The 25,965-nt window shown below is 60.0% G+C and carries 24 protein-coding genes and 1 riboswitch; of the genes, 17 read left to right on the forward strand and 7 right to left on the reverse strand.

The window, feature by feature from the left end:
• Positions 1-131: 131 nt before the first annotated feature.
• The gene (locus KFS80_RS18455) at positions 132-716 is read left to right on the forward strand and encodes a YajG family lipoprotein (RefSeq protein WP_008086137.1); all 585 of its coding nucleotides are present in this window, start codon (positions 132-134) and stop codon (positions 714-716) included.
• Between the two features lie 245 nt (positions 717-961).
• Here KFS80_RS18455 and KFS80_RS18460 read toward each other — a convergent pair whose 3' ends face one another.
• A complete protein-coding gene (locus KFS80_RS18460; protein ID WP_027612213.1) occupies positions 962-1,168 on the reverse strand; it encodes a hypothetical protein in 207 nt (68 codons plus the stop codon).
• Positions 1,169-1,361: 193 nt separating this feature from the next.
• Between KFS80_RS18460 and KFS80_RS18465 the strand changes: the two genes are divergently transcribed.
• The gene (locus tag KFS80_RS18465) at positions 1,362-1,640 is read left to right on the forward strand and encodes a hypothetical protein (protein WP_053123707.1); all 279 of its coding nucleotides are present in this window, start codon (positions 1,362-1,364) and stop codon (positions 1,638-1,640) included.
• Positions 1,641-1,775: 135 nt separating this feature from the next.
• Here KFS80_RS18465 and KFS80_RS18470 read toward each other — a convergent pair whose 3' ends face one another.
• On the reverse strand, positions 1,776-2,939 hold the full coding sequence (locus KFS80_RS18470; RefSeq protein WP_212545525.1) for a 1-acyl-sn-glycerol-3-phosphate acyltransferase: 1,164 nt from the start codon (positions 2,937-2,939) through the stop codon (positions 1,776-1,778).
• A gap of 142 nt (positions 2,940-3,081) precedes the next feature.
• On the opposite strand from KFS80_RS18470, the gene KFS80_RS18475 reads away from it, so the two are divergent.
• From KFS80_RS18475 to KFS80_RS18490, 4 genes are all read left to right on the forward strand, one after another.
• The gene (locus tag KFS80_RS18475) at positions 3,082-3,264 is read left to right on the forward strand and encodes a CPXCG motif-containing cysteine-rich protein (RefSeq protein ID WP_053123703.1); all 183 of its coding nucleotides are present in this window, start codon (positions 3,082-3,084) and stop codon (positions 3,262-3,264) included.
• A 9-nt stretch (positions 3,265-3,273) separates the two neighbouring features.
• Positions 3,274-3,534 (forward strand): putative signal transducing protein, encoded by a 261-nt coding sequence (locus KFS80_RS18480; protein WP_025109321.1) that lies wholly within the window; start codon positions 3,274-3,276, stop codon positions 3,532-3,534.
• 35 nt (positions 3,535-3,569) lie between these two features.
• A complete protein-coding gene (locus KFS80_RS18485; protein WP_212545526.1) occupies positions 3,570-4,193 on the forward strand; it encodes an SOS response-associated peptidase in 624 nt (207 codons plus the stop codon).
• Between the two features lie 305 nt (positions 4,194-4,498).
• The gene (locus tag KFS80_RS18490; protein WP_212545527.1) at positions 4,499-5,317 is read left to right on the forward strand and encodes a M48 family metallopeptidase; all 819 of its coding nucleotides are present in this window, start codon (positions 4,499-4,501) and stop codon (positions 5,315-5,317) included.
• Between the two features lie 123 nt (positions 5,318-5,440).
• On the opposite strand, the gene KFS80_RS18495 is transcribed toward KFS80_RS18490, so the two are convergent.
• The 3 genes from KFS80_RS18495 to KFS80_RS18505 form a co-directional block, all read right to left on the reverse strand.
• Positions 5,441-6,025, reverse strand: a complete 585-nt coding sequence (locus tag KFS80_RS18495) for a TMEM165/GDT1 family protein (protein ID WP_053123696.1) — start codon at positions 6,023-6,025, stop codon at positions 5,441-5,443.
• Between the two features lie 88 nt (positions 6,026-6,113).
• A riboswitch (yybP-ykoY riboswitch) is annotated at positions 6,114-6,238 on the reverse strand.
• Between the two features lie 50 nt (positions 6,239-6,288).
• Positions 6,289-7,287 carry a class I SAM-dependent methyltransferase gene (locus tag KFS80_RS18500; RefSeq protein WP_212545528.1) on the reverse strand — a complete coding sequence of 333 codons (999 nt, stop codon included), beginning with the start codon at positions 7,285-7,287 and terminating at the stop codon, positions 6,289-6,291.
• 32 nt (positions 7,288-7,319) lie between these two features.
• Positions 7,320-8,285, reverse strand: coding sequence for a 2-hydroxyacid dehydrogenase (locus tag KFS80_RS18505; protein ID WP_212545529.1), 966 nt, complete (start codon positions 8,283-8,285; stop codon positions 7,320-7,322).
• A 242-nt stretch (positions 8,286-8,527) separates the two neighbouring features.
• On the opposite strand from KFS80_RS18505, the gene KFS80_RS18510 reads away from it, so the two are divergent.
• The gene (locus tag KFS80_RS18510; RefSeq protein WP_053123690.1) at positions 8,528-9,157 is read left to right on the forward strand and encodes a LysE family translocator; all 630 of its coding nucleotides are present in this window, start codon (positions 8,528-8,530) and stop codon (positions 9,155-9,157) included.
• A gap of 117 nt (positions 9,158-9,274) precedes the next feature.
• Here KFS80_RS18510 and KFS80_RS18515 read toward each other — a convergent pair whose 3' ends face one another.
• Complete coding sequence (locus KFS80_RS18515) at positions 9,275-10,039, reverse strand: AraC family transcriptional regulator (RefSeq protein WP_053123688.1); 765 nt, start codon at positions 10,037-10,039, stop codon at positions 9,275-9,277.
• A gap of 85 nt (positions 10,040-10,124) precedes the next feature.
• Here KFS80_RS18515 and KFS80_RS18520 point away from each other — a divergent pair, with 85 nt between their 5' ends.
• The 7 genes from KFS80_RS18520 (at position 10,125) to KFS80_RS18550 (ending at position 21,665) form a co-directional block, all read left to right on the forward strand.
• The gene (locus KFS80_RS18520) at positions 10,125-11,309 is read left to right on the forward strand and encodes an MFS transporter (RefSeq protein ID WP_053123686.1); all 1,185 of its coding nucleotides are present in this window, start codon (positions 10,125-10,127) and stop codon (positions 11,307-11,309) included.
• Between the two features lie 146 nt (positions 11,310-11,455).
• Positions 11,456-13,138, forward strand: coding sequence for a fatty acid--CoA ligase (locus KFS80_RS18525; protein WP_159814639.1), 1,683 nt, complete (start codon positions 11,456-11,458; stop codon positions 13,136-13,138).
• A 336-nt stretch (positions 13,139-13,474) separates the two neighbouring features.
• On the forward strand, positions 13,475-15,364 hold the full coding sequence (locus tag KFS80_RS18530) for a DUF1302 domain-containing protein (RefSeq protein WP_212545530.1): 1,890 nt from the start codon (positions 13,475-13,477) through the stop codon (positions 15,362-15,364).
• Between the two features lie 28 nt (positions 15,365-15,392).
• Entirely contained in the window at positions 15,393-16,757 is a 1,365-nt protein-coding gene (locus tag KFS80_RS18535; protein WP_053123680.1) for a DUF1329 domain-containing protein, read from the forward strand.
• Positions 16,758-17,382: 625 nt separating this feature from the next.
• A complete protein-coding gene (locus tag KFS80_RS18540) occupies positions 17,383-20,118 on the forward strand; it encodes a winged helix-turn-helix domain-containing protein (RefSeq protein WP_212545531.1) in 2,736 nt (911 codons plus the stop codon).
• 52 nt (positions 20,119-20,170) lie between these two features.
• Complete coding sequence (locus tag KFS80_RS18545; protein ID WP_053123676.1) at positions 20,171-20,815, forward strand: MBL fold metallo-hydrolase; 645 nt, start codon at positions 20,171-20,173, stop codon at positions 20,813-20,815.
• Positions 20,816-20,927: 112 nt separating this feature from the next.
• Positions 20,928-21,665, forward strand: coding sequence for a YiaD family glycine zipper/OmpA-like lipoprotein (locus KFS80_RS18550; RefSeq protein ID WP_212545532.1), 738 nt, complete (start codon positions 20,928-20,930; stop codon positions 21,663-21,665).
• 387 nt (positions 21,666-22,052) lie between these two features.
• On the opposite strand, the gene KFS80_RS18555 is transcribed toward KFS80_RS18550, so the two are convergent.
• Positions 22,053-22,490: a Z-ring associated ZapG family protein gene (locus KFS80_RS18555; protein ID WP_053123671.1), complete on the reverse strand. Its 438-nt coding sequence runs from the start codon at positions 22,488-22,490 to the stop codon at positions 22,053-22,055.
• Between the two features lie 144 nt (positions 22,491-22,634).
• Between KFS80_RS18555 and KFS80_RS18560 the strand changes: the two genes are divergently transcribed.
• From KFS80_RS18560 to zapE, 3 genes are all read left to right on the forward strand, one after another.
• The gene (locus KFS80_RS18560; RefSeq protein ID WP_212545533.1) at positions 22,635-23,264 is read left to right on the forward strand and encodes an alpha/beta hydrolase; all 630 of its coding nucleotides are present in this window, start codon (positions 22,635-22,637) and stop codon (positions 23,262-23,264) included.
• 24 nt (positions 23,265-23,288) lie between these two features.
• Complete coding sequence (locus tag KFS80_RS18565) at positions 23,289-24,644, forward strand: tryptophan--tRNA ligase (protein ID WP_212545534.1); 1,356 nt, start codon at positions 23,289-23,291, stop codon at positions 24,642-24,644.
• A gap of 90 nt (positions 24,645-24,734) precedes the next feature.
• On the forward strand, positions 24,735-25,829 hold the full coding sequence (zapE, locus tag KFS80_RS18570; RefSeq protein ID WP_053123668.1) for a cell division protein ZapE: 1,095 nt from the start codon (positions 24,735-24,737) through the stop codon (positions 25,827-25,829).
• Positions 25,830-25,965 lie beyond the last annotated feature (136 nt).

Genomic DNA, 25,965 nt, shown 5'->3' on the forward strand with positions numbered 1-25,965 from the left:
AGCGGCGTGACAGGAACCGGCCTGCCACGGCTGTGTCAGACATTTCAGTATTCACCGTGTGACGCTGGTGACCCGCAGTGGCCCACCGCTATACTGCCGGCCTGTTTGTGCCTGATTCTGGAGAGAAGAGCATGTTGCAACGCCTGTTGTTCGGTTTGATCACTGTGGCCGGTTTGACCCTGGCCGGCTGCGCCCACAGCCCGCAACAACTGAATCCGGAGCCGAAGCTGACCACGCAGTTGCCAGCGGTCGGCCGCGGCCAGCCCGTTGTCGTGCGTGTGGTTGACGGGCGTCCGTCGCCAACCCTCGGCACCCGTGGCGGCCTGTACCCGGAAACCAGCGCCATCACCGTGCAGCGCGAGCAGATCCTGCCGAAGCTGCAAGCTCAGGCTGAAGCCGCCGTGCGTCTGTTGGGCTTCACCCCGACCAACAATGCACCGAACGCGCCTCAGCTGACTGTGACCCTGGCCGAGCTGAAATACCAGTCGCCGAAAGAAGGTATGTACGTGACTGAAGCGACCATCGGTGCAACCTTCCGCTCCGACGTGCAGAACGCCAACCGCCGTTACAGCGGCCGTTACGGAGCGTCGCTGGATCAGCGTTTCGGCATGGCGCCGAACCAGGAAACCAACACCAAACTGGTCAGCGACGTGTTGAGCGATGCGCTGACGCGTCTGTTCAAGGATCCGACCGTGGGTCAGGTGCTCGCTGAGTAAGCTTTCAGCGGATGTGAAAAAGCCCGGGGCCAGTGATGACCCCGGGCTTTTTTGTGGGGCATGAAATCGTCCCCCCTCACCCCAGCCCTCTCCCCCAGGGGGGCGAGGGGGAAAGGGAGCCGATCGGGGGCTTTTCAGAACCGGAGTTCAACTCGAGTTTTTCAGGTCGATGTACCTCGACCAAACAACCCGGTCAGTCCCCTCTCCCTCCGGGAGAGGGTTAGGGTGAGGGTGCTTTTGCTTTTTCAGGCAGCCTGCGAGTAGAAGTCGAGCACGCTAACCCCCGTCAACAAATCCGTCTCCGGCAAATCCGCATGCTGATGCCCGCCCAGCGCGCAATACACCAGCCAGTGGCGATCCTGAACATTGAAGGCAAGGCTGCCGACAAGGCTTTGCTGTTCGTCGGTCGGGGTGATGAGGTAGAGGCGATCCTGGTTTTCGGCGTGGAGCATGACGCGTTCCCTGTCGGTTTCGAGGCGCGCATCTTGGTTTATCCAGATGACGATGCCGTGACACAGGACAGCCATCGGTCGATTGTTACGTTATTTGTCGTAAAGGCTGGGGCAGGGGGCCAAGGTTTGGTTAGAATCCGCGCCGCGGTCGTCGGTCTGGCGCCTGCCACACCGGTTTAGATAGAGGTCCGTGATGTCGCTGCACTTGATGACGCTGTTTACCGCCCATCCCGCCAAATTGATCAACCTGCTGGCGCTGCTGTTGGCGTTCCCCGGCAGTTGGCTACTGCACGCAACGCGCCGCCGCGAACAGCGCGCGATGGCCAGCATCGCCGCCCAGCGCAACGCGCAGCCGAATGCCGAGCCCATTCTTGATTGGGCAACCTTGCGCATGAACCGGTTTTTCTATCGATTTGGTTTTGCTTGCCTGGGGCTGGCACTGATCGTCTCGTGGATCAGCACGCGTTACTAAAAGCAAAAGATCGCAGCCTTCGGCAACTCCTACAGGAAGCAAAAGATCGCAGCCTTCGGCAGCTCCTACGGGGTGTACATCATTCCCATGTAGGAGCTGCCGAAGGCTGCGATCTTTTGATCTTGCTCTGAAAATTTACAGCGGCAACCCGGCCTTCACGCGGTATTGGTTACGCACCGGCGTCGCATATTGCAGCACGAGATACGGACGATGCTCTGCAGGGCAAACATCCAGTCGGCTCTGCCATTCTTCCTGCGCCTTGGCCAGTTCATCCGCCGCAAACACCTCGGCAGCCTTCGGCACATTCAATTGCGGATCCGCATCAGCCCACTGCGCATACGCCAGGTAATGCACCGGGAACAACCGGTAGCCGCCGAGAATCTGCTTGTCCATCTCCACCGCCAATTGCTTGGTGTCTTCGAACAGCTCGGTGATCGGCGCAGCAAAGTTCACGTGCACGCGGCCCTTGTAGCCGGTGATGCCCTTGGCAATGCTCACGTCATCCTCGCCCGGCGCTTTCGCGTAGGTGCCGGTGGTGGCGCGGATGTACAGCTCGCGGGCCTTGGCCTGGTCGCACGGGTCGTATTCGTAACTGATCGACACCGGGGTGACGTTCAGTGAGCGAATGACTTCGCCGAACGGCTCATCCTTGCGGCTCATGTGGAACATCTTGAGGATCGCCGACTCGGTGCGATCATCGCCATCCTTCGCCCGACCTTCAGCCTGCGCGATCCAGATCGACGCGCAATCATTGCGGATCGAGTGGTTGATGTACGCCGACAACAGCTGATACGCGGCCATTTTCTCGCGACGGCCGGTGATCGAACGGTGAACGATGAAGCTCTTGTTCAGGCGCATCAGATCGCTGACAAACGGCTTTTGCAGCAGGTTGTCACCGATGGCGATGCGCGGCGTCGGCAGGCCGGCGTGGTACACGGCGTAGTTGACGAAGGCCGGATCCATGACGATGTCGCGGTGGTTGGCGATGAACAGATAGGCGCTGCCGGACTTGAATTGCTCGACACCGGTGTAGGTCACGCCGTCGGTGGCGCGCTCGATGGTGTGGTCGACGTAGGACTCGACCTTGTCCTGCAACGTCGCCACCGAAGTCACGTCGGCGAACTCACGACGCAGCCGATGGGCTATAAGTGGTTTGAGCATCCAGCCGAAAGCACCGGCAAAACGCGGGAAGCGGAAGTGGGTGAGGATATCTAGAAACGCCTTGTCGCCGAGCAGTCTTGCCAGTACCACAGGTACTTCGCTGTCGTCGTAAGGTCGGATGGCATCGAATTCGCCCATCATGCTCTCTTGTTAGAAACGGCTAGGGTAAGTAAAGGTTTTGATCGAAAACCAACGGGGCACGGTCTGAAAAGTCAGCCGGACAAAAATAGCCCTGCAAATAGACCGGCGATTATACGCACAAGTCACTTGGGAGACCGCGATGCTGGAGAGCGCACTGTACGAATGTCCGTATTGTGGTGAGCAAGTTGAAACGACGGTGGATCTGTCCGGCGGTGATCAGACCTACATTGAGGACTGTCAGGTGTGTTGCCGGCCGATCACGTTTGTCTTGCAGGTACACGGAGAGGATTGGTTTCTGGAAGTCTTCAGCGAAAACGAGTGAGGCGCGCCCATGCAGCGAATCTACGAGCCGGAAAACCTGATGGAAGGCGAAATGCTCAAGGGCATGCTCGCCAGCGAAGGCATTGAGGCGCACCTGGTTGGCCGCGATTTGCTCGGCGGCACCGGTGAATTGCCGATCTTCGGCTTGCTCGGGCTGTCGGTCGACAACGACCAGGCCGAATACGCCCGCGAGCTAATCACCGCGTACAATGCCGCGCTGCCGCTGCCCGGCGACGAACCGGAGAGCTTCCCCGGGACGCTGGTCTGTTAGGCTGACGATCGTTTTATTTAGAGTCTTGTTGCCCCATGTGTGGACGTTATGCCCTGTTTCGCTGGAACCGCGACTTTGCGACCCTGCCAGGTTTTCCCGCCGATCAACAGGCGCAGTGGAACATTTCCCCCAACGATTCGGTGTTGATGCTGCGTGCCGGTGACGCCGGCGAACGCACGCTGGCCCGCGCCCGCTGGGGGCTGACGCCGCCGTGGCTGACCGACCTGTCGAAAACACCGGCGCATGCCCGCGCGGAAACCGTGGCCGAACAGCCGATGTTCCGTGAGGCGCTGCGTCAGCGTCGCTGCCTGCTGCCGGCGAATGGTTTTTACGAATGGCGCGGCACTCAGCGCAAACGCCCGTACTGGCTGACGCCGGGGGAGGGCGCGTCGCTGTTTTTCGCGGCAATCTGGGAAGCGTATCCGGTGCAGGAACAGGTCTGGTTGAGCACGGCGGTGATTACGCAGTCGGCGTCGAGTCAGCGCCGACCGTTGATTCTGGATGAGGCGGGGCAGGCGGCGTGGCTGGATCCCAAGACGCCGTTGCATGTGTTGCAGGCGTTGCTGGCCAGTGAGCCGGCGGTGTTGCGGGAGCGGGTGTTGGCGAATCTGATCAATGATCCGAAGCTCAATGGGCCGGAGTGTTTGACCCCGGGTTAGGGCGGTTTGGATCAAGAGCCCCTCACCCTAGCCCTCTCCCGGGGGGAGAGGGGACTGATCGGGGGATATTGACGCGATGCACCGACCTGAACCTTCTGTTTTGAATCCATAATCGCCACGCTTTCTCAGGTCGATGTATGGCGCAAGACAACTCGGTCAGTCCCCTCTCCCTCCGGGAGAGGGCTAGGGTGAGGGGCTTTTGAACTGTGGGACATGTCTGAAAGTCACTGCAACACGTCCGTTGTATCTGGCGTCGATACAATTACCCGCCTAGGATACCCGGCAGGTTTTCAGGGAGCTTTTGAATGAACAAGACATTGGTTGTAAGTGCACTGTGCGCAGCGTTGTTGCTGGCCGGTTGTCAGTCGGTCAACACCACCAGCGGCGGCGCCGTGGGTGTAGAGCGCAAGCAGTACATGTTCAGCATGCTGTCCTCGCAAGAGGTCGACCAGATGTATGCCCAGTCGTATCAGAAGACCGTCGGCGAAGCGTCCACCAAAGGTGTGCTGGACAAGACCAGCAGCGACGCCAAACGCGTTCAGGCGATCGCCGACCGTTTGATCGCTCAGGCGCCGAACTTCCGCCCCGATGCGGCGCAATGGAAATGGGAAGTCAATCTGATCAAGAGTGATGAGCTCAACGCCAACTGTGGTCCTGGCGGCAAGATCATTTTCTACACCGGGCTGATCGACAGCCTGAAACTCACCGACGATGAAATCGCTGCTGTCATGGGCCATGAAATTGCCCACGCCTTGCGCGAGCATGGCCGTGAAGCGATGTCCAAGGCGTACGGGATTGAAATGGCCAAGCAGGGCGCGGGTGCGTTGCTCGGTCTGGGGCAGGACAGCCTGGCGCTGGCCGACACCGTGGCCAACTACGGCATGACGCTGCCGAACAGCCGCGCCAACGAAAACGAGGCCGACCTGATTGGCCTGGAACTGGCCGCCCGCGCCGGCTACAACCCGAATGCCGCGATCACCCTGTGGGACAAGATGAGCAAGGCCTCGGAAGGTTCACCACCGGAATTCATGAGCACTCACCCGGCATCGGCTAGCCGGATTGCTTCGTTGCAGGCAGCGATTCCAAAGGTCATGCCGCTGTACGAACAAGCCCCGAAGTCCTGAGTCGGTGATCGTTCCCACGCTCTGCGTGGGAATGCCTCAAGGGACGCTCCGCGTTCCAATGGGACGCAGAGCGTCCCCGGCTGCATTCCCACGCAGAGCGTGGGAACGATCCTTCTCTCAGGGTTAAACCCAACCACTGCTCTGCATCGCTTTGTACACCGCGACAATTGCCAGAATCATGAACGCCGAAGCCGCGAGGCGACGGATCAGGGTCAGTGGCAATTTGTCGGCGGCAAAGTTACCGGCCAATACCACCGGCACGTTGGCAATCAACATGCCCGCCGTCGTCCCGATAATCACCAGCCACAAGTCAGGGTATTGCGCGGCCAGCATCACCGTCGCGACCTGAGTCTTGTCGCCCATTTCAGCCAGGAAGAACGCAATCAGCGTGGTCAGGAACGGCCCGAACTTGCGTGCCGTGCTGCTTTCATCGTCGTCCATTTTGTCTGGCACCAACGTCCACAGCGCCGTGGCCGTGAAGCTCGCGGCGAGGATCCAGTGCAGCGTCGCATTCGAGAAGAAACTGCCGAACCAGGCGCCTACCGCACCGGCTGCTGCGTGGTTGGCCAGGGTCGCGGCGACAATACCGGCAATGATCGGCCAGGGTTTGCGGAAGCGAGCGGCGAGAATCAGCGCGAGCAGTTGCGTCTTGTCGCCGATTTCGGCCAAGGCAACGATTGCGGTGGGAACGAGTAACGAGTCCAGCATCAGGATTTTCCTAAGGGGCGGGTCGACACGGCTATGACACGTACAGCCTTCCCGCCCCGGGTAAGGTGTGCGTGTCATAGGTCTTGTCAAACCCTGCGATCCGTCTGATGCGGACGCTTGGGTCGCATACGCCATGATCTGAGGATCAAGTATGTTGACGTATGCCGGACGAGCATGGCGCTCGTGGGAGACTACTCCCCTAGGACGGAGCGGATTCTGCCTAGGCAAATCCGATTGAGCAAGCCTCTTTTTTGAAAGAAGTTCTAGCCGCGCTTGGCCCGGTAAATCCGGAAGCCATTGCCTTCGGCCTTGATCGCGCACACGCCCAGATGCTCTTCGATCAGCGGCTGATACTTGAGGAAGCTGTTCGCGACCAAGCGCAGTTCGCCACCGTTTTTCAGATGTTTGGCCGCTTTTCGCAGCAAGTTTTCGGTAGCGAAATAATCGGTGTGCACGCCGACATGGAACGGCGGATTGCTCAAAATTGCGCTCAAACCCATCGGCGCCGCATCGATGCCATCGCCCGTCAGCACCTCGGCCTCCAGGCCGTTAGCGGCCAATGTCAGACGACTGCTGGCAGCGGCAAACGCGTCGACATCAAGCAGCGTCACCTGATTGTGCGGATAGCGACGCTTCACCGCCGCGCCCAACACACCCGCGCCACAACCGAAGTCGAGCAGATGGCCACTCGGCAATTTGTCCAGATGTTCCAGCAGCAGGGCGCTGCCGCGATCAAGACGACCGTGGCTGAACACGCCCGGCAGGCTGATCACTTTCAACGGGCCTTCGGCCAGCGGCAATTCATAAGTCTGCGCGAGGCTTTCCAGCGATTTCGTTTCTGGCGCGTTGGCCACGGTGACTTGCCAGAGCTGGCAGTGACGCGCGCTGTCGAGTTTGCGCGGCTTGCCGAACGGATTGAGCTGTTTCGACGCACCTTCGATGCCGCTGCGTTTTTCCCCGACCAGAAACACTTCTCGACCGGCCAGACGCGAGGCCACGGCGTTGAGGATGTAATCGGTCAGATCCTTGGACTTGGGCAAGAACACCACAGCGCTATCAAACTCACGCTCCGGAACATTCACGCCGAAATGGCTGCGACCTTCGAAGCGAGCGTCCAGCGCCGCTTGATCGCCGGCATGCCAGCACCAGCCGAAGGCGTTGGGCAAGCGCCCGAGCAGATCATCGGCGGGCAAACCGGCCAACAACAACGAACCTTGAAACAACTCGGGCTGACGAAGCAGTACTTCACTGCGCGGATCCATAACTGCTCCTCAAAAAAAAGTGCCGCAGTTTATCAACTGACGACCCGCAGCGCCTTACCGCTGAAGAACGCCTGAGCGTTTTCGGTCAATTGACCGACGATTCGCTGGCGCGCTTCAACACTGCCCCAAGCGTTATGCGGCGTGACGATCAGACGTGGAATGTCGGCGGCCAGCAGCGGATTGCCTTGAGTCGGCGGCTCGACGCTCAACACATCCGTCGCCGCGCCGCCAAGGTGGCCATTACGCAGCGCATCGGCCAACGCCTGTTCATCGATCAAACCGCCACGCGCGGTGTTGACCACGAAGGCGCCGGGTTTCATCGACGCCAGTTCGCGGGCACCGATGAAGTGGCGGGTGTGTTCGTTGAGCGGGCAGTGCAGGGTGAGGGCGTCGATTTGCGGCAGCAGTTCCTCCAGCGGCAGACGATCCGGGCGGGCAGGGCGCCCGGGGATCTGTCCGAGCAAAACGCGCATGCCGAAGGCTTCGGCCAGTCGCGCCACCGCGCCACCGAGTTCGCCGTGACCGAGCAAACCCAGGGTTTTGCCTTCCAGTTCAACAATCGGATAGTCGAGCAGGCAGAACTGTTTCGCCTGCTGCCAGCGACCTTCGCCGACGGCTTTCTGATAATCGGCCAGACGCGTGGCGAGGTTGAGCAGCAGCATGATCGTGTGTTGCGCCACCGACGGCGTGCCGTAACCCTGACAGTTGCACACGGTGATGCCGTGAGCGCGGGCGGCGGCGAGGTCGACGTTGTTGGTGCCGGTGGCGGTGATCAGGATCAGCTGCAAATCGGGGTTGGCGGCCATCGCGGCGGCGTCGATCAGGATCTTGTTGGAAATGGCCACGGTGGCGCCTTGCAGGCGTTCGCTGACTTGCTCGGGCAGGGTCTGGGCGAACAGTTGCAGATCGCTGAAACACTCGCGCAACGGACTGAGGTCGAGGTCGCCAAGATCGAGCGACGGGTGATCAAGGAATACGGCGCGGCGCGTGTTCGTCATCAACTGTACCTTTTAGGCTTTGAGCGTTGGGCGTAATCTGCCGAGCCTACCAGATGAAACAATTGGTTACTCAGTGCCATAGGTACTCGCAATACCTGTGGGAGCGGGCTTGCTCGCGAAGGGGGCGTGTCAGGCGAATAGAGTTTGCCTGACACCCCGCATTCGCGAGCAAGCCCGCTCCCACAAGGAGCCGCATCTATACAGTGAATCCAATTTGCCTGATCAATTTCAGAGGAGCCCCCATGTACTGGACCGAGTTCTTGACCGTTGCACTGATCCACCTGCTGGCCGTCGCCAGCCCCGGCCCGGACTTCGCCGTGGTGGTGCGCGAAAGCGTGACCCACGGGCGTCGCGCCGGTACCTGGACGGCACTCGGTGTCGGTACGGCGATTTTCCTCCACGTCGGTTATTCGTTGCTCGGCATCGGCCTGATCGTGTCGCAATCGATCGTGCTGTTTAACGCGTTGAAATGGGCGGCGGCGGCTTATCTGCTGTACATCGGCTTCAAGGCCTTGCGCGCGCAACCGGCGAAAACCGTCACCGACGATCTGCACAAAGAAGCCGGCGTACGCACGGCTCGCGGCGCGTTCACTTCAGGTTTCGTGACCAATGGCCTCAACCCGAAAGCCACGCTGTTCTTCCTGTCGCTGTTCACCGTGGTGATCAACCCGCACACGCCGCTGTCGGTGCAGGCCGGTTACGGGATTTATCTGGCGGTCGCGACGGCCGTGTGGTTTTGCCTGGTGGCGATGCTGTTCAGCCAACAACGTGTACGCGCCGGTTTTGCCCGTATGGGCCACTGGTTTGACCGCACCATGGGCGCGGTGCTGATTGCTCTCGGCGTGAAAATCGCGTTTACCGAGATGCATTGATTGCAGAAACACCATTCAAAACTGTGGGAGCGAGCTTGCTCGCGAAGGCGTCGGATCAGTCGATATCACAGATGACTGGAAGATTGCTTTCGCGAGCAGGCTCGCTCCCACAGGGTCTTACACAAGCTCGCTGAGTTTGCTCAGGTTGTTGAGGTAATCACGGGGATTTTCCCCAAGTAAACGGCGAAACATCGCGCTGAACGCCCGCGCGCTGCCGTAACCCAGATCCCGCGCCACACGCTGCACGCTGTCCCCGGCGAGCAGACGTGGCAGGGCTTCCATCAGGCGCAGTTGCTGGCGCCAGGCGTTGAAACTCATCTGCAACTGTTGCTGAAACAGCCGTGCCAACGTCCGTGAGCTGGCGCCGACCTGCTGCGCCCAGTCTTCCAGGGTATTGGCATGATCGGGGGTGTGCAGCAGTGCCAGACAGATGTTTTGCAGACGCCGGTCGCTGGGCATCGGGATGTGCAGCGGCAGGTTTTCCAGACTGGCGAGTTCTTCCAGCATCAACTGCTGAATCAGCGGGTTGTCGGCGTGCGGCGGCCCTTGCACGGCACGCAGAATCAGCTCGCGCAGCAACGGTGTCACCGCCAATACGCAGCACTGTTGCAGGCTGGCGGGTGACAATTCTGGCGCGATGAACAGCGAGCGCATCTGCACATCGCCGCTCATGAAAATCTCGTGCGCCACCTCGGGTGGAATCCACACCGCGCGACTCGGCGGAATCACCCACGCACCCGATTCCGTGACCACGCGCATGATCCCGCTGACCGCGTACAACAACTGCGCCTCGCGATGCAGGTGGAGCGGCTGGTGGGCGCCGTCCAGATAATCCCGGGGGTAGGCACTCACCGGGCCGTGTTCGAAATGGCTGATCAACATGTCTGATTCGATGACTTGCTTGGCAGGAATGCGCTTTACGGCCAACCTAGCATAAACGGCACACAACAACGTAAAGCGTGCCGCCATGAATCAATCCCGCAATGTCATTCGCTACATCAACGCCGCCCATGTGATCGATCACATGTTCATGCTGATTTTTCCCGCCGCCGTGCTCGGTATGACTCAGGCTTTCGGCCTCGATTACGCCACGCTGATCGGCCTGTCGTTGGGAGGATTCATCGCCTTCGGCGCCTGTTCGCTGCCCGCCGGCTGGCTCGGCGATCACTGGAGTCGACGGCAGATGATGCTAGTGTTTTTCTTCGGTATCGGCGCTTCGGCGATCTTCACCGGGCTGAGCAACAGCCCGAGCATGCTGGTGATTGGCCTGACCCTGATCGGTATTTTCGCGGCGATTTATCACCCGGTCGGCACAGCAATGCTGGTGGCCTACGCACAAAATCGTGGCCGCGAAATTGGCATCAACGGCATGTGGGGCAATCTGGGCGTGGCGTTTTCGGCGCTGATCACCGGCTTGCTGGTGGCGCAGTTCGGCTGGCGCTCGGCGTTTCTGATACCGGGCGCAGTGGCGATTGTGCTGGGTTTTGGCTTCGCCTTGCAGGTGCGTGAGGAACCGATTCCGAAGCGCCCGCACACGCCACTCAAAGGCGCCGCCGGTCAGCGCATCTCGATGGTGATGGTTTTCGGCGTGCTGGCGTTGGCCACGGCCACCGGCGGCGTGGTGTTCAACGCCACCACCATGACCTATCCGAAGCTGTTTCAGGAACGTTTGCATGAGCTGTTCGCCTCGCCGCAAACCCTCGGCGTGGTGGTCAGTCTGGCCTATGCCTTCGGTGCGATTGCGCAATTGAGCATTGGTCGTGTGTTGCATCGGCTCAGCCTGAAATGGCCGTTTGTTGTCCTGACGTTGTGCCAGGCACCGCTGTTGTTTGCGTTGGCCTATGCCGACGGCTGGGCGGTGATCGCCCTCGGCGCAGCGTTCATGTTTGTGGTGTTTGGTCAGGTAACAGTCAATGATGCGATGGTCGCCAACTTCGTCGCCCCGCAGTGGCAATCACGGGTGTTCGCCCTGCGTTACTGCTTATCGTTCGGCGCCAGTGCGACGGCGATTCCGCTGATTTCCTATGTTGAACCGCGCCATGGTTTTGTAGGCCTGTACTTGATTCTCGCGGGTTTCGGCGCGTTGACCTTCCTTGCAGCAGTCGTATTCCCACGGACACCTTCCGAGGAGGCTGTAGGGCAAACGGCCTGACCTGGGACGAAAGTCGGCAAATGCTGGCGCAAAGCTAGCATTTGTACGGCTCTGCAAATCATTCCTTTGGCTGATTTGGCTGGCGTATAAGGGTTCTAGAGTACAAATCTCTATGCCAACACCGTGCAGCCAGAAAAGGGATTCATATGTTGCAGACTCGCGTCATTCCCCCGGCCGATGGGGCCTACCAGTATCCATTGCTGATCAAACGGCTGCTGATGTCCGGCGCCCGTTACGAGAAAACCCGCGAGATCATCTACCGTGACCAGATTCGCTACAGCTACCCGACCCTGATCGAGCGTGTTGCGCGGCTGGCCAACGTGCTGACAGCGGCCGGTGTGAAGGCCGGTGACACTGTTGCGGTGATGGATTGGGACAGCCATCGTTACCTGGAATGCATGTTCGCGATTCCGATGATCGGTGCGGTGATCCACACGATCAACGTGCGCCTGTCGCCGGAACAGATCCTCTACACCATGAACCACGCCGAAGACCGCTTTGTGCTGGTCAACAGCGAGTTCGTCGGCCTTTATCAAGCAATCGCGCCGCACCTGACCACGGTCGAGAAGACCTTGCTGCTGACTGATCTGCCGGAAAAAACCGCCGACTTGCCGAATCTGGTCGGCGAGTACGAGCAACTGCTGGCCGCTGCGAGCCCGCAGTACGATTTCCAGGATTTCGACGAAAATTCCGTCGCGACCACGTTCTACACCACCGGCACCACCGGCAACCCGAAAGGCGTGTACTTCACCCATCGGCAATTGGTGCTGCACACCATGGGCGTGTCGACGATCATGGGTTCCATCGACAGCGTGCGCCTGCTCGGCACCAACGATGTGTACATGCCGATCACGCCGATGTTCCACGTCCACGCCTGGGGCCTGCCTTATGTGGCGACCATGCTCGGGCTGAAACAGGTTTATCCGGGGCGCTACGATCCGGAATATCTCGTGGAGTTGTGGCGCAAGGAGAAGGTCACGTTCTCCCACTGTGTGCCGACCATTCTGCAAATGCTGCTCAACGCCAAAGGCGCGCAGGGCACCGATTTTGGCGGCTGGAAGATCGTCATCGGCGGCAGTGCGCTCAATCGCTCGCTGTACGAAACCGCCAAGGCGCGCGGCATTCAACTGACGGCCGCGTACGGCATGTCGGAAACCGGTCCGCTGGTTTCCTGCGCACACCTCAATGATGAATTGATGGCCGGCAGCGAAGACGAGCGCACCACTTACCGGATCAAGGCCGGTGTGCCGGGGCCGCTGGTAGAAGCGGCGATTGTCGACGCCGAAGGCAATTTCCTTCCGGCTGACGGCGAGACCCAGGGCGAACTGGTGCTGCGTGCGCCATGGCTCACCGAAGGTTATTTCAACGAGCCACAAAAGGGCGCTGAGCTCTGGGCCGGCGGCTGGCTGCACACCGGCGACGTCGCCACACTCGACAGCATGGGCGTGATCGACATCCGCGATCGCATCAAGGACGTGATCAAGACTGGCGGCGAATGGATTTCCTCGCTGGACCTCGAAGATTTGATCAGCCGTCACGTCGCGGTACGCGAAGTAGCAGTGGTCGGCATCGCTGATCCGCAGTGGGGCGAGCGCCCGTTTGCACTGCTGGTGATCCGCGAAGGGCACGTGATCGGGGCCCGTGAGCTCAAGGAACACCTCAAGCCGTTCGTGGAATTGGGCCACCTGAGCAAGTGGGCGATCCCGAGTCAGATCGCCCTTGTTACCGAAATTCCCAAGACCAGCGTTGGCAAGCTCGACAAGAAGCGCATCCGCCTCGACATCACCGAATGGCAGGCCAATAACAGCACCTTCCTCTCGACACTTTGAGTGTCTTCTGGCGCGCCGAAAACGGCGCGCCAGCCCCACCAAGCAAGCGCTTGGCTTGTGAAATCAAAAAAATCAGCCATCCTTGCCGTGCCGACGCGTGTCGGACTGGCGAAAGGACTGTTCCAGAGTGGTTGCTCACTGCAAATCACACTTTAGAGGGATCAAGCAGTACCCCCTGCTGGATATAGTCCGTTCAAGGATTTTTAAGAACGGAGCACACGCACAGATTGGGGCGAGCAACTTTGGAGTGATTTCGGGCAGCCTTGGCGCCCGGCCCTCCACAGCGTTTTTAAAAGTACTCACTGCCATAACAATAATGCACATGGAGTAGCGTCGATGACCTCAGTAAACCAGTTCTGGCGCCGGGCGAAACTGCCTCTGGCGGTCAGTCTTGCCTCTTCGCTCGCCGGGCCCGCATTCGGCGTCAGTTTCAACGTCGGTGAAATCGAGGGTCAGTTCGACTCGTCCCTGTCGCTCGGTGCCAGTTGGTCTACTCAGAGCCCGAACAAGAACCTTATCGGCGTCAACAACGGCGGCCACGGCCTGTCGCAGACTTCCGATGACGGTCACGCCAACTTCAAAAGCGGCGAAACCTTCTCGAAAATCTTCAAGGGCATCCATGACCTTGAACTGAAGTACGGCGACACCGGCGTGTTCGTCCGTGGCAAATACTGGTACGACTTCGAACTCAAAGACGAAAGCCGTGAGTTCAAGGACATCTCTGACAACAACCGCAAGGAAGGCGCGAAGTCCTCCGGCGGGCAGATCCTCGACGCCTTCGTCTACCACAACTACTCGATCGCCGATCAGCCGGGCTCCGTACGTCTGGGCAAGCAGGTGGTGAGCTGGGGTGAAAGTACCTTCATCGGCGGCGGCATCAACTCGATCAACCCGATCGACGTGTCCGCGTTCCGCCGTCCGGGTGCCGAAATCAAGGAAGGCCTGATTCCGGTCAACATGTTCTACGTCTCGCAGAGCCTGACCGAAAACCTCTCGGCCGAAGCGTTCTATCAGCTGGAATGGGATCAGACCGTTGTCGACAACTGCGGCACGTTCTTCTCGCAACCCGACATCATTGCCGATGGCTGCGACAACAACCTGCGCTTACTGAACAAGCGTTCGCAGATTCCGGCGGTTGCCTTGGGGCCATTGGCCGGCGCTGGCGTTGACGTCAACGAGGAAGGCGTTCTGGTGCGCCGTGGCGGCGACCGTGATGCGCGCGACAGCGGCCAGTGGGGCGCGTCCTTCAAGTACATGTACGACCCGATCGATACCGAGTTCGGCGCCTACTTCATGAACTACCACAGCCGTGCGCCGATCTTCAGCGCCACGGGTGCGCCACAATCGGTATACAACACCGCACGTGCGCTGCCAGGCCCGTTCGCGGCACTTGCGCCGCTGTTGGTCGCGGGTAACTCGGAGTATTTCGTTGAGTATCCGGAAGACATCCGTCTTTATGGTCTGAGCTTCTCCACCACTCTGCCTACCGGTACCGCGTGGAGCGGTGAGATCAGCTACCGTCCGAATGCACCGGTACAACTGAACTCCACCGACATCCTGTTCGCCGGTGTACGTCCGCTGGGCGGCGCACTGACCAACGCTTCGCTGCTCAACGGCGTTCCGGGTCAGGATCTGCATGGCTACCGTCGCAAGGAAGTGACGCAGTTCCAGACCACCCTGACGCACTTCTTCGATCAGGTCATGGGCGCCAGCCGTCTGACCGTCGTGGGTGAAGTCGGCGTGACCCACGTTGGCGGCCTGGAAAGCACTTCTGATGTTCGTTATGGCCGTGATCCGGTCTACGGCCCGGGTGAGCTGCCAGCGACTGGCGGCATCGACACCTGCGCCAACATCCTCAACGCCAGCACCATCAACGGTGCCGGCCCGGGTTCGCCGCAGAACAACCGCAGCCGCAACTGCACCAACGAAGGCTTCACCACTGCGACGTCGTGGGGCTACCGTGGTCGTGCCATCTGGGAATACAACGACGTATTCGCCGGTGTGAACCTCAAGCCGAACGTGGCTTGGCAGCACGACGTCAGCGGCTACTCGCCAGGCCCTGGCGGTAACTTCGAGGAAGGTCGCAAAGCGGTCAGCCTCGGTGTCGACGCTGAATACCAGAACACCTACACCGCCAGCCTGGCTTACACCAACTTCTTTGACGGCAAGTACACCACTGTGGACGACCGCGACTTCGTTGCGCTCAGCTTCGGCGTGAACTTCTAAGCACTGCATTTTCAGGACGAACGAATTTATGAAAATAACAAAGAGTCTGTTCCACGCAGGTGTTCTGGGTCTGTCGTTGCTGGCGACCGGTGTGATGGCGGCCGTCCCGGCTGCCGAAGCCGACAAACTGGGTAAAAGCCTGACGCCAATGGGCGCGGAAATGGCCGGTAACGCTGACGGTTCGATCCCGGCGTGGAAGCCGTTGCCGAAAAATGCCGGCAGCGTCGATGCACGCGGATTCCTGTCCAACCCTTACGCCAGTGAGCAACCGCTGTTCACCATCACCGCCAAGGACGTCGACAAGTACAAGGACAAACTGGCGCCGGGGCAGTACGCGATGTTCAAGCGCTACCCGGACACCTTCAAGATGCCGGTGTACCCGTCCCACCGTGGCGCGACTGTGCCGGATGACGTGTTCGCCGCCATCAAGAAAAACGCCACCAACACCAATCTGGTGTCCGGCGGCAACGGTCTGGAAAACTTCGAAACCGCAGTACCGTTCCCGATTCCGAAAAGCGGTGTGGAAGTCATCTGGAACCACATCACCCGCTATCGCGGCGGCAGCGTGACCCGTCTGGTAACCCAGGCCACGCCGCAACCGAACGGCTCGTACAGCCTGGTGTACTTCCAGGATCAGTTCGTGTTCCGCGACAAGATGAAGGACTACGACCCGAAAAACCCGGGCAACATCCTGTTCTACTTCAAGCAGAAAGTGACCGCACCTGCGCGTCTGGCCGGTGGTGTGCTGTTGGTGCACGAAACCCTCGACCAGGTTAAAGAGCCACGTTCGGCGTGGGTCTACAACGCCGGTCAACGTCGCGTACGCCGTGCGCCACAAGTGTCCTATGACGGCCCGGGTACTGCGGCAGATGGCCTGCGTACCTCCGACAACCTCGACATGTTCAACGGTGCGCCGGATCGTTACGACTGGAAACTCGAAGGCAAGAAAGAGATGTACATCGCTTCCGACAGCTACAAGCTCGACGATCCGAAGCTGAAGTATTCCGACATCATCAAGGCCGGTCACATCAATCAGGATCTGGCGCGTTACGAGTTGCGTCGCGTCTGGCACGTGGTGGCGACTCTGAAGGAAGGTCAGCGTCACATCTACGCCAAACGTGACTTCTACATCGACGAAGACACCTGGCAAGCAGCGGTCATCGACCATTACGACGGTCGTGGCCAACTGTGGCGCGTAGCCGAGGCGCATGCCGAGGACTACTACGACAAGCAAGTGCCGTGGTATGCCCTGGAAACTCTCTACGACCTGCAGTCCGGCCGTTACCTGGCACTGGGCATGAAGAACGAAGAGAAGCAGGCGTATGACTTCGGCTTCACTGCCACCACCAGCGATTTCACCCCGGCCGCTCTGCGCCAGGATGGCGTTCGCTAAACCGCAGTAAACCCGAGGCCGCATCCTCGTAAAAACGCCCCGACTGGTTCGGGGCGTTTTTTTTTGCGCTTTTCGCGGCTCCTCTGAATTGCTTTTGTAGGAGCTGCCGAAGGCTGCGATCTTTTGATCTTTTGTTTGGGCCGTGGGTTTTGGGGGCATATCCGTTGCTGCGGTTGGGGCTTCTGGCGGTTTCGCTCTTACAGCGAGTCCCTTTTTCAAACGCCAAAAAGGAACCAAAAGGCTTTGCCCCCGGCGTACGGCACTTCGCTTAGGCTCAGTGTTCCCTCGCTACGGTGTTCATCCGGGGGCATCGCCTACGGTTTGCTTCGCTGCACCTCCTCTCGATGTATGCGGCTGCGCCGCACGGCGCTGCGCGCCTGCCCCGGATGAACACCTACGCTCGGCCTGCCGATGGGGGCGAAAATCTGAAGCCAAATCAAAAGCCACAGCAGATCAAAAGATCGCAGCCTTCGGCAGCTCCTACAGGTCTAAATACGGGGCGGATGGCGCATTCTGGAAAGACTTTTGTAGCCATTTGTAGCAGCAACCTTCATTACCGGTACGTTTAAGGCTAGTCTGCGGACATCTGCAACGCCGCCAATAGCCATTCAAACAAGAGCCGGCCATGACTGATCTGTCCCCACTTCCGGGTCCCGCAAGCGTTGCCGTCGCGGCACTGGACGGGCGTTTCTTCCGTCCACCGTTGCCCGACGGCTACGTCTTGCGACCACGCCTGTGCGAACGCCTGCAAGCCGGGCTCGGCGGGCGATTGTTGCTGGTCAGCGCACCGGCCGGGTTCGGCAAGAGTTCGCTGGCGGTGGAGTTCTGTCAGAGCCTGCCGGCGCACTGGCAAAGTCTGTGGCTGGGCCTGAGCCCGCGAGACAGCGACCCCGGGCGCTTTCTCGAACGTTTGCTCGAAGGCCTGCAGGACTACTTTCCCCAAGTGGGCAGCCGCGCATTGGGGCTGCTGAAAATGCGTCAGCGCCATCAGCCGTTTGCCTTTGAAGAATGGCTCGACGGCTTGCTTGATGAGTTGGCGCTGCACCTCGATACCGCGACACCGTTGCTGCTGGTGCTCGACGATTACCATCTCGCCCAAGGCCCGGTGCTCGACCGTTGCCTGCAATTTTTCCTCAATCATTTGCCCGACGGCTTGCTGGTGATGGTCACCAGTCGCCAGCGGCCGGACTGGCATCTGGCGCGTTTGCGCCTGTCCCGTCAGTTGCTTGAACTGCATGAACAGGATCTGCGCCTGACCCACGACGAAGCCCTGACTTTGCTCGATCGCCACAGCAGCTCATTGCGCGGCGAAGCACTGGAGAGTCTGATTCAACGCAGCGAAGGCTGGGTTGCCGGGCTGCGCTTCTGGCTGCTCGCGGTGGCCGAAGCTGGCAACGATGCCGCGTTACCGCAAGCGCTGAACGGCGGGGAAGGGCTGATCCGCGATTATCTGCTCGAAGAAGTCATCGATTGCCTGCCGGCCGAAGTGCAGGCCTTTCTCTACGACACCGCGCCGCAAGAACGTTTTTGCAGCGAGCTGTGCGACGCCGTGCGCGAAGCCCATGACAGCGCCGAGATTCTGCGTTTTCTGCAGGCGCATCAGGTGTTTCTGGTGCCGCTGGACGAGCACGGTCACTGGTATCGCTATCACCATTTGTTCTCCGATCTGTTGCGCAGCCGCCCGATTGCACACGCCATGGTGCCGACCGCGACGCTGCACTTGCGCGCTTGTCGCTGGTTCAATGCTCAGGGCTTGCTCGATGAAGCGGTGGAGCAGGCGTTGCGCGCCGGCCACCTCGATGTCGCGGCGAATCTGGTACAGAACCTCTCCGAAGAACAACTGCTGGCCGAGCAAAACGTCGGCATGCTGCTGCGCTGGAAAATGGACTTGCCTGACAGCCTGCTGATCAGCACGCCACGGCTGATCGTGCTGTACAGCTGGGCGTTGGGGCTGGCGTGTCAGCTCGATGCTGCCGAAGAACTTTCCAGCCATTTGAGCCGCTTCCTGCCGGCCCCCTCAGCCACCGCGCAAAAGTCGATGCTGGCGCAATGGCTGGCGCTGAGCGGGATCATCGCTCGCGGGCGCGGCCATCGTGAACTGACCCTGAAATATTGCAGCGAAGCGCTGGAAAGCCTGCCGGCCAAGCGTTATGGCCAGCGTCTGATGTGCTTGTCGACGCTGTCCAATCTGGCGATTGCCGACGGTGATCTGTGGCGCGCCCGTGGGCTCAACCGTGAATCGCTGGAGCTGGCGCAGCGTGTCGGCAATCCGTTGTTCGAAGCCTTGGCGCATTACGATCGCGCTCGCGTGTTGCAGGCGCGTGGCGAAATTTTGCGGGCGCTGGATGAAGTGCATCAAGGGTTGGAGCGCTTGCGCGGTCTGTCGCCGCAACGTCTGTACGCGGTGCGCGCACGGCTGACGTTATACGAAGGTTTTCTGTTAGCGATGCGCTTGCAGCCGCAAGTCGCCCGCACGCGGTTGTTGGCCGGCATCGGCGAGGCGCGCGCCTGTCGTGATATCAGCGTGTTGATCGGCCATTGCGTGATAGCGCGGCTGGACGGTTCCACCGGCGAATTCGCCAAAGCCTTCGCTGAACTCTCTGAAGCCGAACGGCTGATGCACATCTGGGACGTGCCGCCGATCTACTATCTGGCGATGATTACCCTGGTCAAATGCGAGCTGTGGCTGGCGCAGGGCCGCACCGATCTCGCCGAGGCCTGGCTGGCGCGCCTGGGCCAGACTTACACCGGTGAACGCGCGGCCGCGCCACCGGAGTTTCATCCACAACTGCCGTTACACGTTGAATTGCAGCAGGCGTTGCTCGACCTGATTCAGGGCCAGCCGATGCTCGCCGAAGGGCGCTTGAACGTGTTGCACGAGAACGGGCAGCAAACCGGGCGGCAGTTGCTCAGTGTGATGGCGCTGACACAGAAAGTGGCTTTGCTGCTGGCCGGTGGACGCGAGCCGGAAGCGCGCAAGGCGTTGAGTCAGGCGCTGGAAGCCGCGACCGGCGGCGTGCTGCAGCCTTTCGATGCATTGATCAAAGGACACACCGACTGGCTGCGCGCCCAATTGGCGCCGATCGCGTCGACCCTTGTCGGTCAGCAGTTACTCGGACACATGCCGCATGTTGCTGTCCGTGCCGTGGCCGAATGCTCAGCAGCAGAACAACTCAGCAGCCGCGAACTGGCCGTGCTGCGCCTGATCGCCCAAGGCTGTTCTAATCAGGAAATCAGCGAGCAGTTATTTATCTCGCTGCACACCGTGAAAACCCACGCCAGTCATATCAACAGCAAGTTGGGGGTCGAGCGGCGCACGCAAGCGGTGGCGCGGGCGAAGGAGTTGGGGTTAAGGGTCTAGCGACGGTAACATCCGGCATCGGCCGTTTTCGAGCCATTGCTCAGGATTTCCCATGACCGTTCCAGCCCCAGCGCTCATCCGCGAAACCTTCCCCGTCGGTCCTTTGCAGTGCAATTGCACGATCATCGGCGATCCGATCACCAAGAAAGCCATCGTCGTCGATCCGGGCGGCAATCCCGATCTGATCATGGCGCGCCTCGATGCGCATGGGCTGAAAGTGGTCAGCATCATCCACACCCACGCGCACCTCGATCACTTCCTCGCTTCGGGGCAGATGAAAGAGAAAACCGGCGCGACTCTGCATTTGCACAAAGAAGATCAGTTCCTCTGGGACAACCTTGAGATGCAATGCCAGATGTTCGGCGTGCCGTACACGCCGGTACCGTCGCCAGATCGCTGGTTGAGCGACGACGAAGAACTCGCCTGCGGCTGCGGCGTGGCGTTGCATACGCCGGGGCATACGCCCGGTTCCATGAGCTTTTGGTTTTCCGAGGCTAAGCTGTTGATTGCCGGCGACACGCTGTTTCGTCGCGGCGTAGGGCGCACGGATTTGTGGGGCGGCGATCAGGCGACCATCGTGCGGTCGATCAAGCAGCGGCTATACACGCTGGACGAGGACGCGACTGTCGTGACCGGGCATGGCCCAGACACGCGTCTGGGGGATGAGATGCGCGAAAACCCGTTTGTGCGGGCCTAAATATTTTGTCACGGGTCTGCTGCGGAATTTTTGTGCATTGTCATGATCCAACGCCCGCACGGGCGATTGCCAATGGCCGTTGCACCACAGAATGCAAAAGTAGGAGCTCTTCATGTTCACCACGCGTCGTTTGATTATTGTCGCTACTGCCGTGGCCTTGCTGTCCGGCTGCGCCTCGCCTAACCCGTATGACAATCAGGGCCAGGCCGACAGTGGCTCCCAAGGAATGAGCAAAACCGCCAAATACGGTGGCCTCGGTGCACTCGCCGGCGCACTGGCCGGTGCCGCCATCGGCCACGACAACCGTGGCAAAGGCGCGCTGATCGGCGCGGCCGTGGTCGGTGCTTCTGCCGCCGGTTACGGTTACTACGCTGACCAGCAAGAGAAGAAGCTGCGCGCGAGCATGGCCAACACCGGCGTTGAAGTGCAGCGTCAGGGCGATCAGATCAAACTGATCATGCCGGGCAACATCACGTTCGCCACCGATTCGGCGAACATCGCTTCCAGCTTCTATCAGCCACTGAACAACCTCGCGAGTTCGCTGAAGGAATTCAGTCAGAACCAGATCGAGATCGTCGGCTACACCGACAGCACCGGCAGCCGCCAGCACAATATGGATCTGTCGCAGCGTCGTGCACAGAGCGTGGCGACTTACCTGACCTCGCAAGGCGTCAGCGGTGCCAACCTGTCGGCGCGCGGTGCCGGCCCGGATAATCCGATTGCGAGCAACGGCGACGTCAATGGCCGTGCGCAGAACCGTCGGGTTGAAGTCAACCTGAAGGCGATTCCGGGTCAGCAGTATGGTGCGCCGCAGCAACAGCAGCCGGGCACGGTTCAGCAATATCCGTAAGCGATTGCCTGAATGAAGAAATGCCCGATCCGGTGATCGGGCATTTTTTTTCGTGGCCTGTGCCGCCCCCTTCGCGAGCAGGCTCGCTCCCACAGGGGAATGCATTCCAAATGTGGGAGCGGGCTTGCTCGCGAAGAGGAACTAAAAATCAACACACATCCCCAGACACAAAAAAGCCCCCGAACACCTCACTGTCCGGGGGCTTTTGGTTTGCAGCGAAGACTGCTTACTTCTTCAAACCCTGGTGCTCCCACATTGGAAATGCGTTCCCCTGTGGGAGCGGGCTTGCTCGCGAAGAGGCCCTAAAAGTCAACACACATCCCCAGACACAAAAAAGCCCCCGAACACTTCACTGTCCGGGGGCTTTTGGTTTGCAGCGAAGACTGCTTACTTCTTCAAACCATAGTGCTCATCAAGCATGCCCGGCGCGTTCGGGGTTTTTGGTGCGTAGTCACGCGGCGGTTCTTGATTGTTGTGCGGTGGCGTCAGGCGTTCGCGTGGTGCCTGCGCCGCATCGGCGTGCAGGGCGGCCATCAGGCGCTGGCGGGTTTGCTCGTCCAGGGCCAGACGGTTGGCGCCCTCGGCGAGGTGATCCTGCACTTCCTGATAGCTCTGGGTCAGTTTCTTGACCAGCATCGCGGTGCTGTTGAAGTGGGTGACCACCTCGTTTTGATAACTGTCGAAGCGCTCCTGGATATCATCCAGTTGACGCTGCGTACGGCTCGGCGCGGCGTTCGGCGCAACGCGCGCGATCAGGAATCCAATGGCGACACCCACAACCAGGGCAAGAGTCGGTAACAACCAAACTAAGAGCGAGTGTTCCACGAGTCCTTCCTCTATAAACGGCTTTGCTTTACGTTAACGGCTCGAACCTGCGCTGTATACCGCGATTCACTCGCAATAGATTGGCACAGACAATTTGCTAGACGAGTCGACCCGATTCGAGGTCACGGAGTTCCTTCCTTGCTGATGCGTGAAACCCCTGTAGTGATTGCCGGCCCAGTCGGCCAAATCGAAGCCTTGTACCTCGATAACGAGCAGCCGCGCGGCATCGCGCTGATCTGCCACCCGAACCCGGTGCAGGGCGGCACCATGCTCAACAAAGTCGTCTCGACCCTGCAGCGCACCGCGCGCGACGCCGGCCTGATTACCTTGCGCTTCAACTATCGCGGCGTCGGCGCCAGCGAAGGTTCCCACGACATGGGCACCGGTGAAGTCGATGATGCCCAGACGGCTGCGGCATGGCTGCGTGAAAAACACCCGGAGCTGCCGCTGACCCTGTTCGGTTTCTCCTTCGGCGGATTTGTTGCAGCAAGTCTCGGCGGTCGTCTTGAAGCCCAAGGCGTGCAGCTCAAGCACCTGTTCATGGTCGCCCCGGCGGTCATGCGTCTTGGCGAGCAGGATCAACTGCCGCAGCAGGGCGAACTCACCGTGATCCAGCCGGAAACCGACGAAGTCATCGATCCGCAATTGGTTTACGACTGGTCGGAACAACTCCAGCGCCCCCATGAGCTGCTGAAAGTGGCAGAATGCGGACACTTTTTTCATGGCAAGCTGACCGATCTCAAGGATCTGATCCTGCCGCGTCTCTCGAATTGATTGCAGTCTGACAAGCGATTACCCATGACGAACCGTACCCGTATCCTCACCGGCATCACCACCACCGGCACGCCGCACCTGGGCAACTACGCCGGCGCCATCCGCCCGGCGATCCTCGCCAGCCGCGACAGCAATGCCGATTCGTTCTACTTCCTGGCCGACTACCACGCCCTGATCAAATGCGATGACCCGCTGCGCATCCAGCGCTCGCGTCTGGAAATCGCCGCGACCTGGCTGGCCGGTGGCCTCGATGTCGACCGCGTGACCTTCTACCGCCAGTCCGACATCCCGGAAATCCCTGAGCTGACCTGGCTGCTGACCTGCGTCGCCGCCAAGGGCCTGCTCAACCGCGCGCACGCCTACAAGGCCTCGGTGGACAAGAACGTTGAAACCGGTGAAGACCCGGACGCCGGCATCACCATGGGCCTCTACAGCTACCCGGTGCTGATGGCGGCGGACATCCTGATGTTCAACGCGCACAAGGTGCCGGTCGGTCGTGACCAGATCCAGCACGTTGAGATGGCCCGCGACATCGGCCAGCGTTTCAACCACTTGTTCGGTCAGGGCAAAGAATTCTTCACCATGCCCGAAGCGCTGATCGAAGAAAGCGTGGCGACGTTGCCGGGCCTCGACGGTCGCAAGATGTCGAAGAGCTACGACAACACCATCCCGTTGTTCTCCAGCGCCAAAGAGATGAAGGACGCGATCTCGCGGATCGTCACCGACTCCAAAGCGCCAGGCGAAGCCAAGGATCCGGACAATTCGCACCTGTTTACGCTGTTCCAGGCGTTTGCCACACCGGCGCAGGCTGACGAATTCCGCAGCGAACTGTTGGGCGGTCTGGGTTGGGGCGAGGCGAAGAGCCGTCTGTTCCAGTTGCTCGACAACGATCTCGGCGAAGCGCGCGAGAAGTATCACCAGTTGATCGAACGTCCGGCGGATCTGGAAGATATCCTGCAGATCGGTGCGAAAAAGGCCCGTGCTGTGGCGACGCCGTTCCTCAACGAATTGCGCGAAGCCGTTGGCCTGCGTTCTTTCGTCAATCAGGTTCAGGTTGCCGCAACCACCAAGAAGAAAGCCGCGAAAGCCGCGCGTTTCGTCAGCTTCCGTGAAGACGACGGCAGCTTCCGTTTCCGTCTGCTGGCGGCCGATGGCGAGCAATTGCTGCTGTCGCGCAACTTCGCCGACGGCAAAGCCGCAGGGCAGGTGACCAAGCAACTGCAATCGGGTCAGGCGCTGGACGTACGCAGCGAAGACCTGAGCTTCAGCGTCTGGCTCGAAGGCGAGTGCGTGGGCGACAGCCCGGCGTTCGCCGACGCGGCGGCTCGCGATGCGGCCATCGAGGCGCTGCGCGTCGCGCTGACCCCGGTTCAAGACTAATCGGCGGCACGGCCCGACCAAGGGCCGATTGCCATTCCTCCGGGCCATCGCTACAGTGACGGCCCGTTTTTGTTGCCTTGCTAACGAATTATGACGCCCCTAGAACGATACCAAGCTGATCTGAAACGCCCGGACTTCTTCCATGATGCCGCGCAGGAAACTGCTGTGCGTCATTTGCAGCGTCTGTACGACGATCTGATCGCGGCTGATCAGAACAAGCCAGGCCTGCTGAGCAAACTGTTTGGCAAAAAGGATCAGACGCCGGTCAAGGGCCTGTATTTCTGGGGCGGCGTCGGTCGCGGCAAAACTTACCTGGTCGACACCTTCTTCGAAGCGCTGCCGTTCAAGGAAAAGACCCGTACCCACTTCCACCGCTTCATGAAGCGCGTGCACGAAGAGATGAAAACCCTCGGCGGCGAGAAAAATCCGCTGACCATCATCGCCAAGCGTTTCTCCGACGAGTCGCGAGTGATCTGCTTCGATGAATTCTTCGTTTCCGACATCACCGACGCGATGATCCTCGGCACGTTGATGGAAGAACTCTTCAAAAATGGCGTGACTCTGGTCGCGACGTCGAACATCGTCCCGGACGGTCTGTACAAGGACGGTCTGCAACGCGCGCGCTTCCTGCCGGCCATTGCGCTGATCAAGCAGAACACCGAAATCGTCAACGTCGACAGCGGCGTCGACTATCGTCTGCGTCACCTCGAACAAGCGGAGCTGTTCCACTTCCCGCTCGACGAAGCGTCCCACGAAAGCCTGCGTAAGAGCTTCCGTGCGCTGACGCCGGAATGCACGGCAGCGGTCGAGAACGACGTGCTGATGATCGAGAACCGCGAGATCCGCGCACTGCGTACTTGCGACGACGTGGCCTGGTTCGATTTCCGCGAACTGTGCGACGGCCCGCGTAGCCAGAACGACTACATCGAACTGGGCAAGATCTTCCACGCCGTGCTGCTCAGCGGTGTCGAGCAGATGAGCGTCACCACCGACGACATCGCTCGCCGCTTCATCAACATGGTCGACGAGTTCTATGACCGTAACGTCAAGCTGATCATTTCCGCTGAAGTCGAGCTGAAGGATCTGTACACCGGCGGCCGTTTGAATTTCGAATTCCAGCGAACGCTGAGCCGTCTGCTGGAAATGCAATCGCACGAATTCCTGTCGCGGGCGCACAAGCCTTAAGCGGATTTCGGCAAATAAAAAGGGCCTGCAATTGCAGGCCCTTTTTTATGCGCTGAAGAATCAAAAGATCGCAGGCTTCGCCAGCTCCTACAGGTGTACGCCATTCTGTAGGAGCTGCCGCAGGCTGCGATCTTGA

This window comes from Pseudomonas rustica, assembly GCF_018336155.1.
In the GTDB taxonomy this organism is placed as follows: Bacteria; Pseudomonadota; Gammaproteobacteria; order Pseudomonadales; family Pseudomonadaceae; genus Aquipseudomonas; species Aquipseudomonas rustica.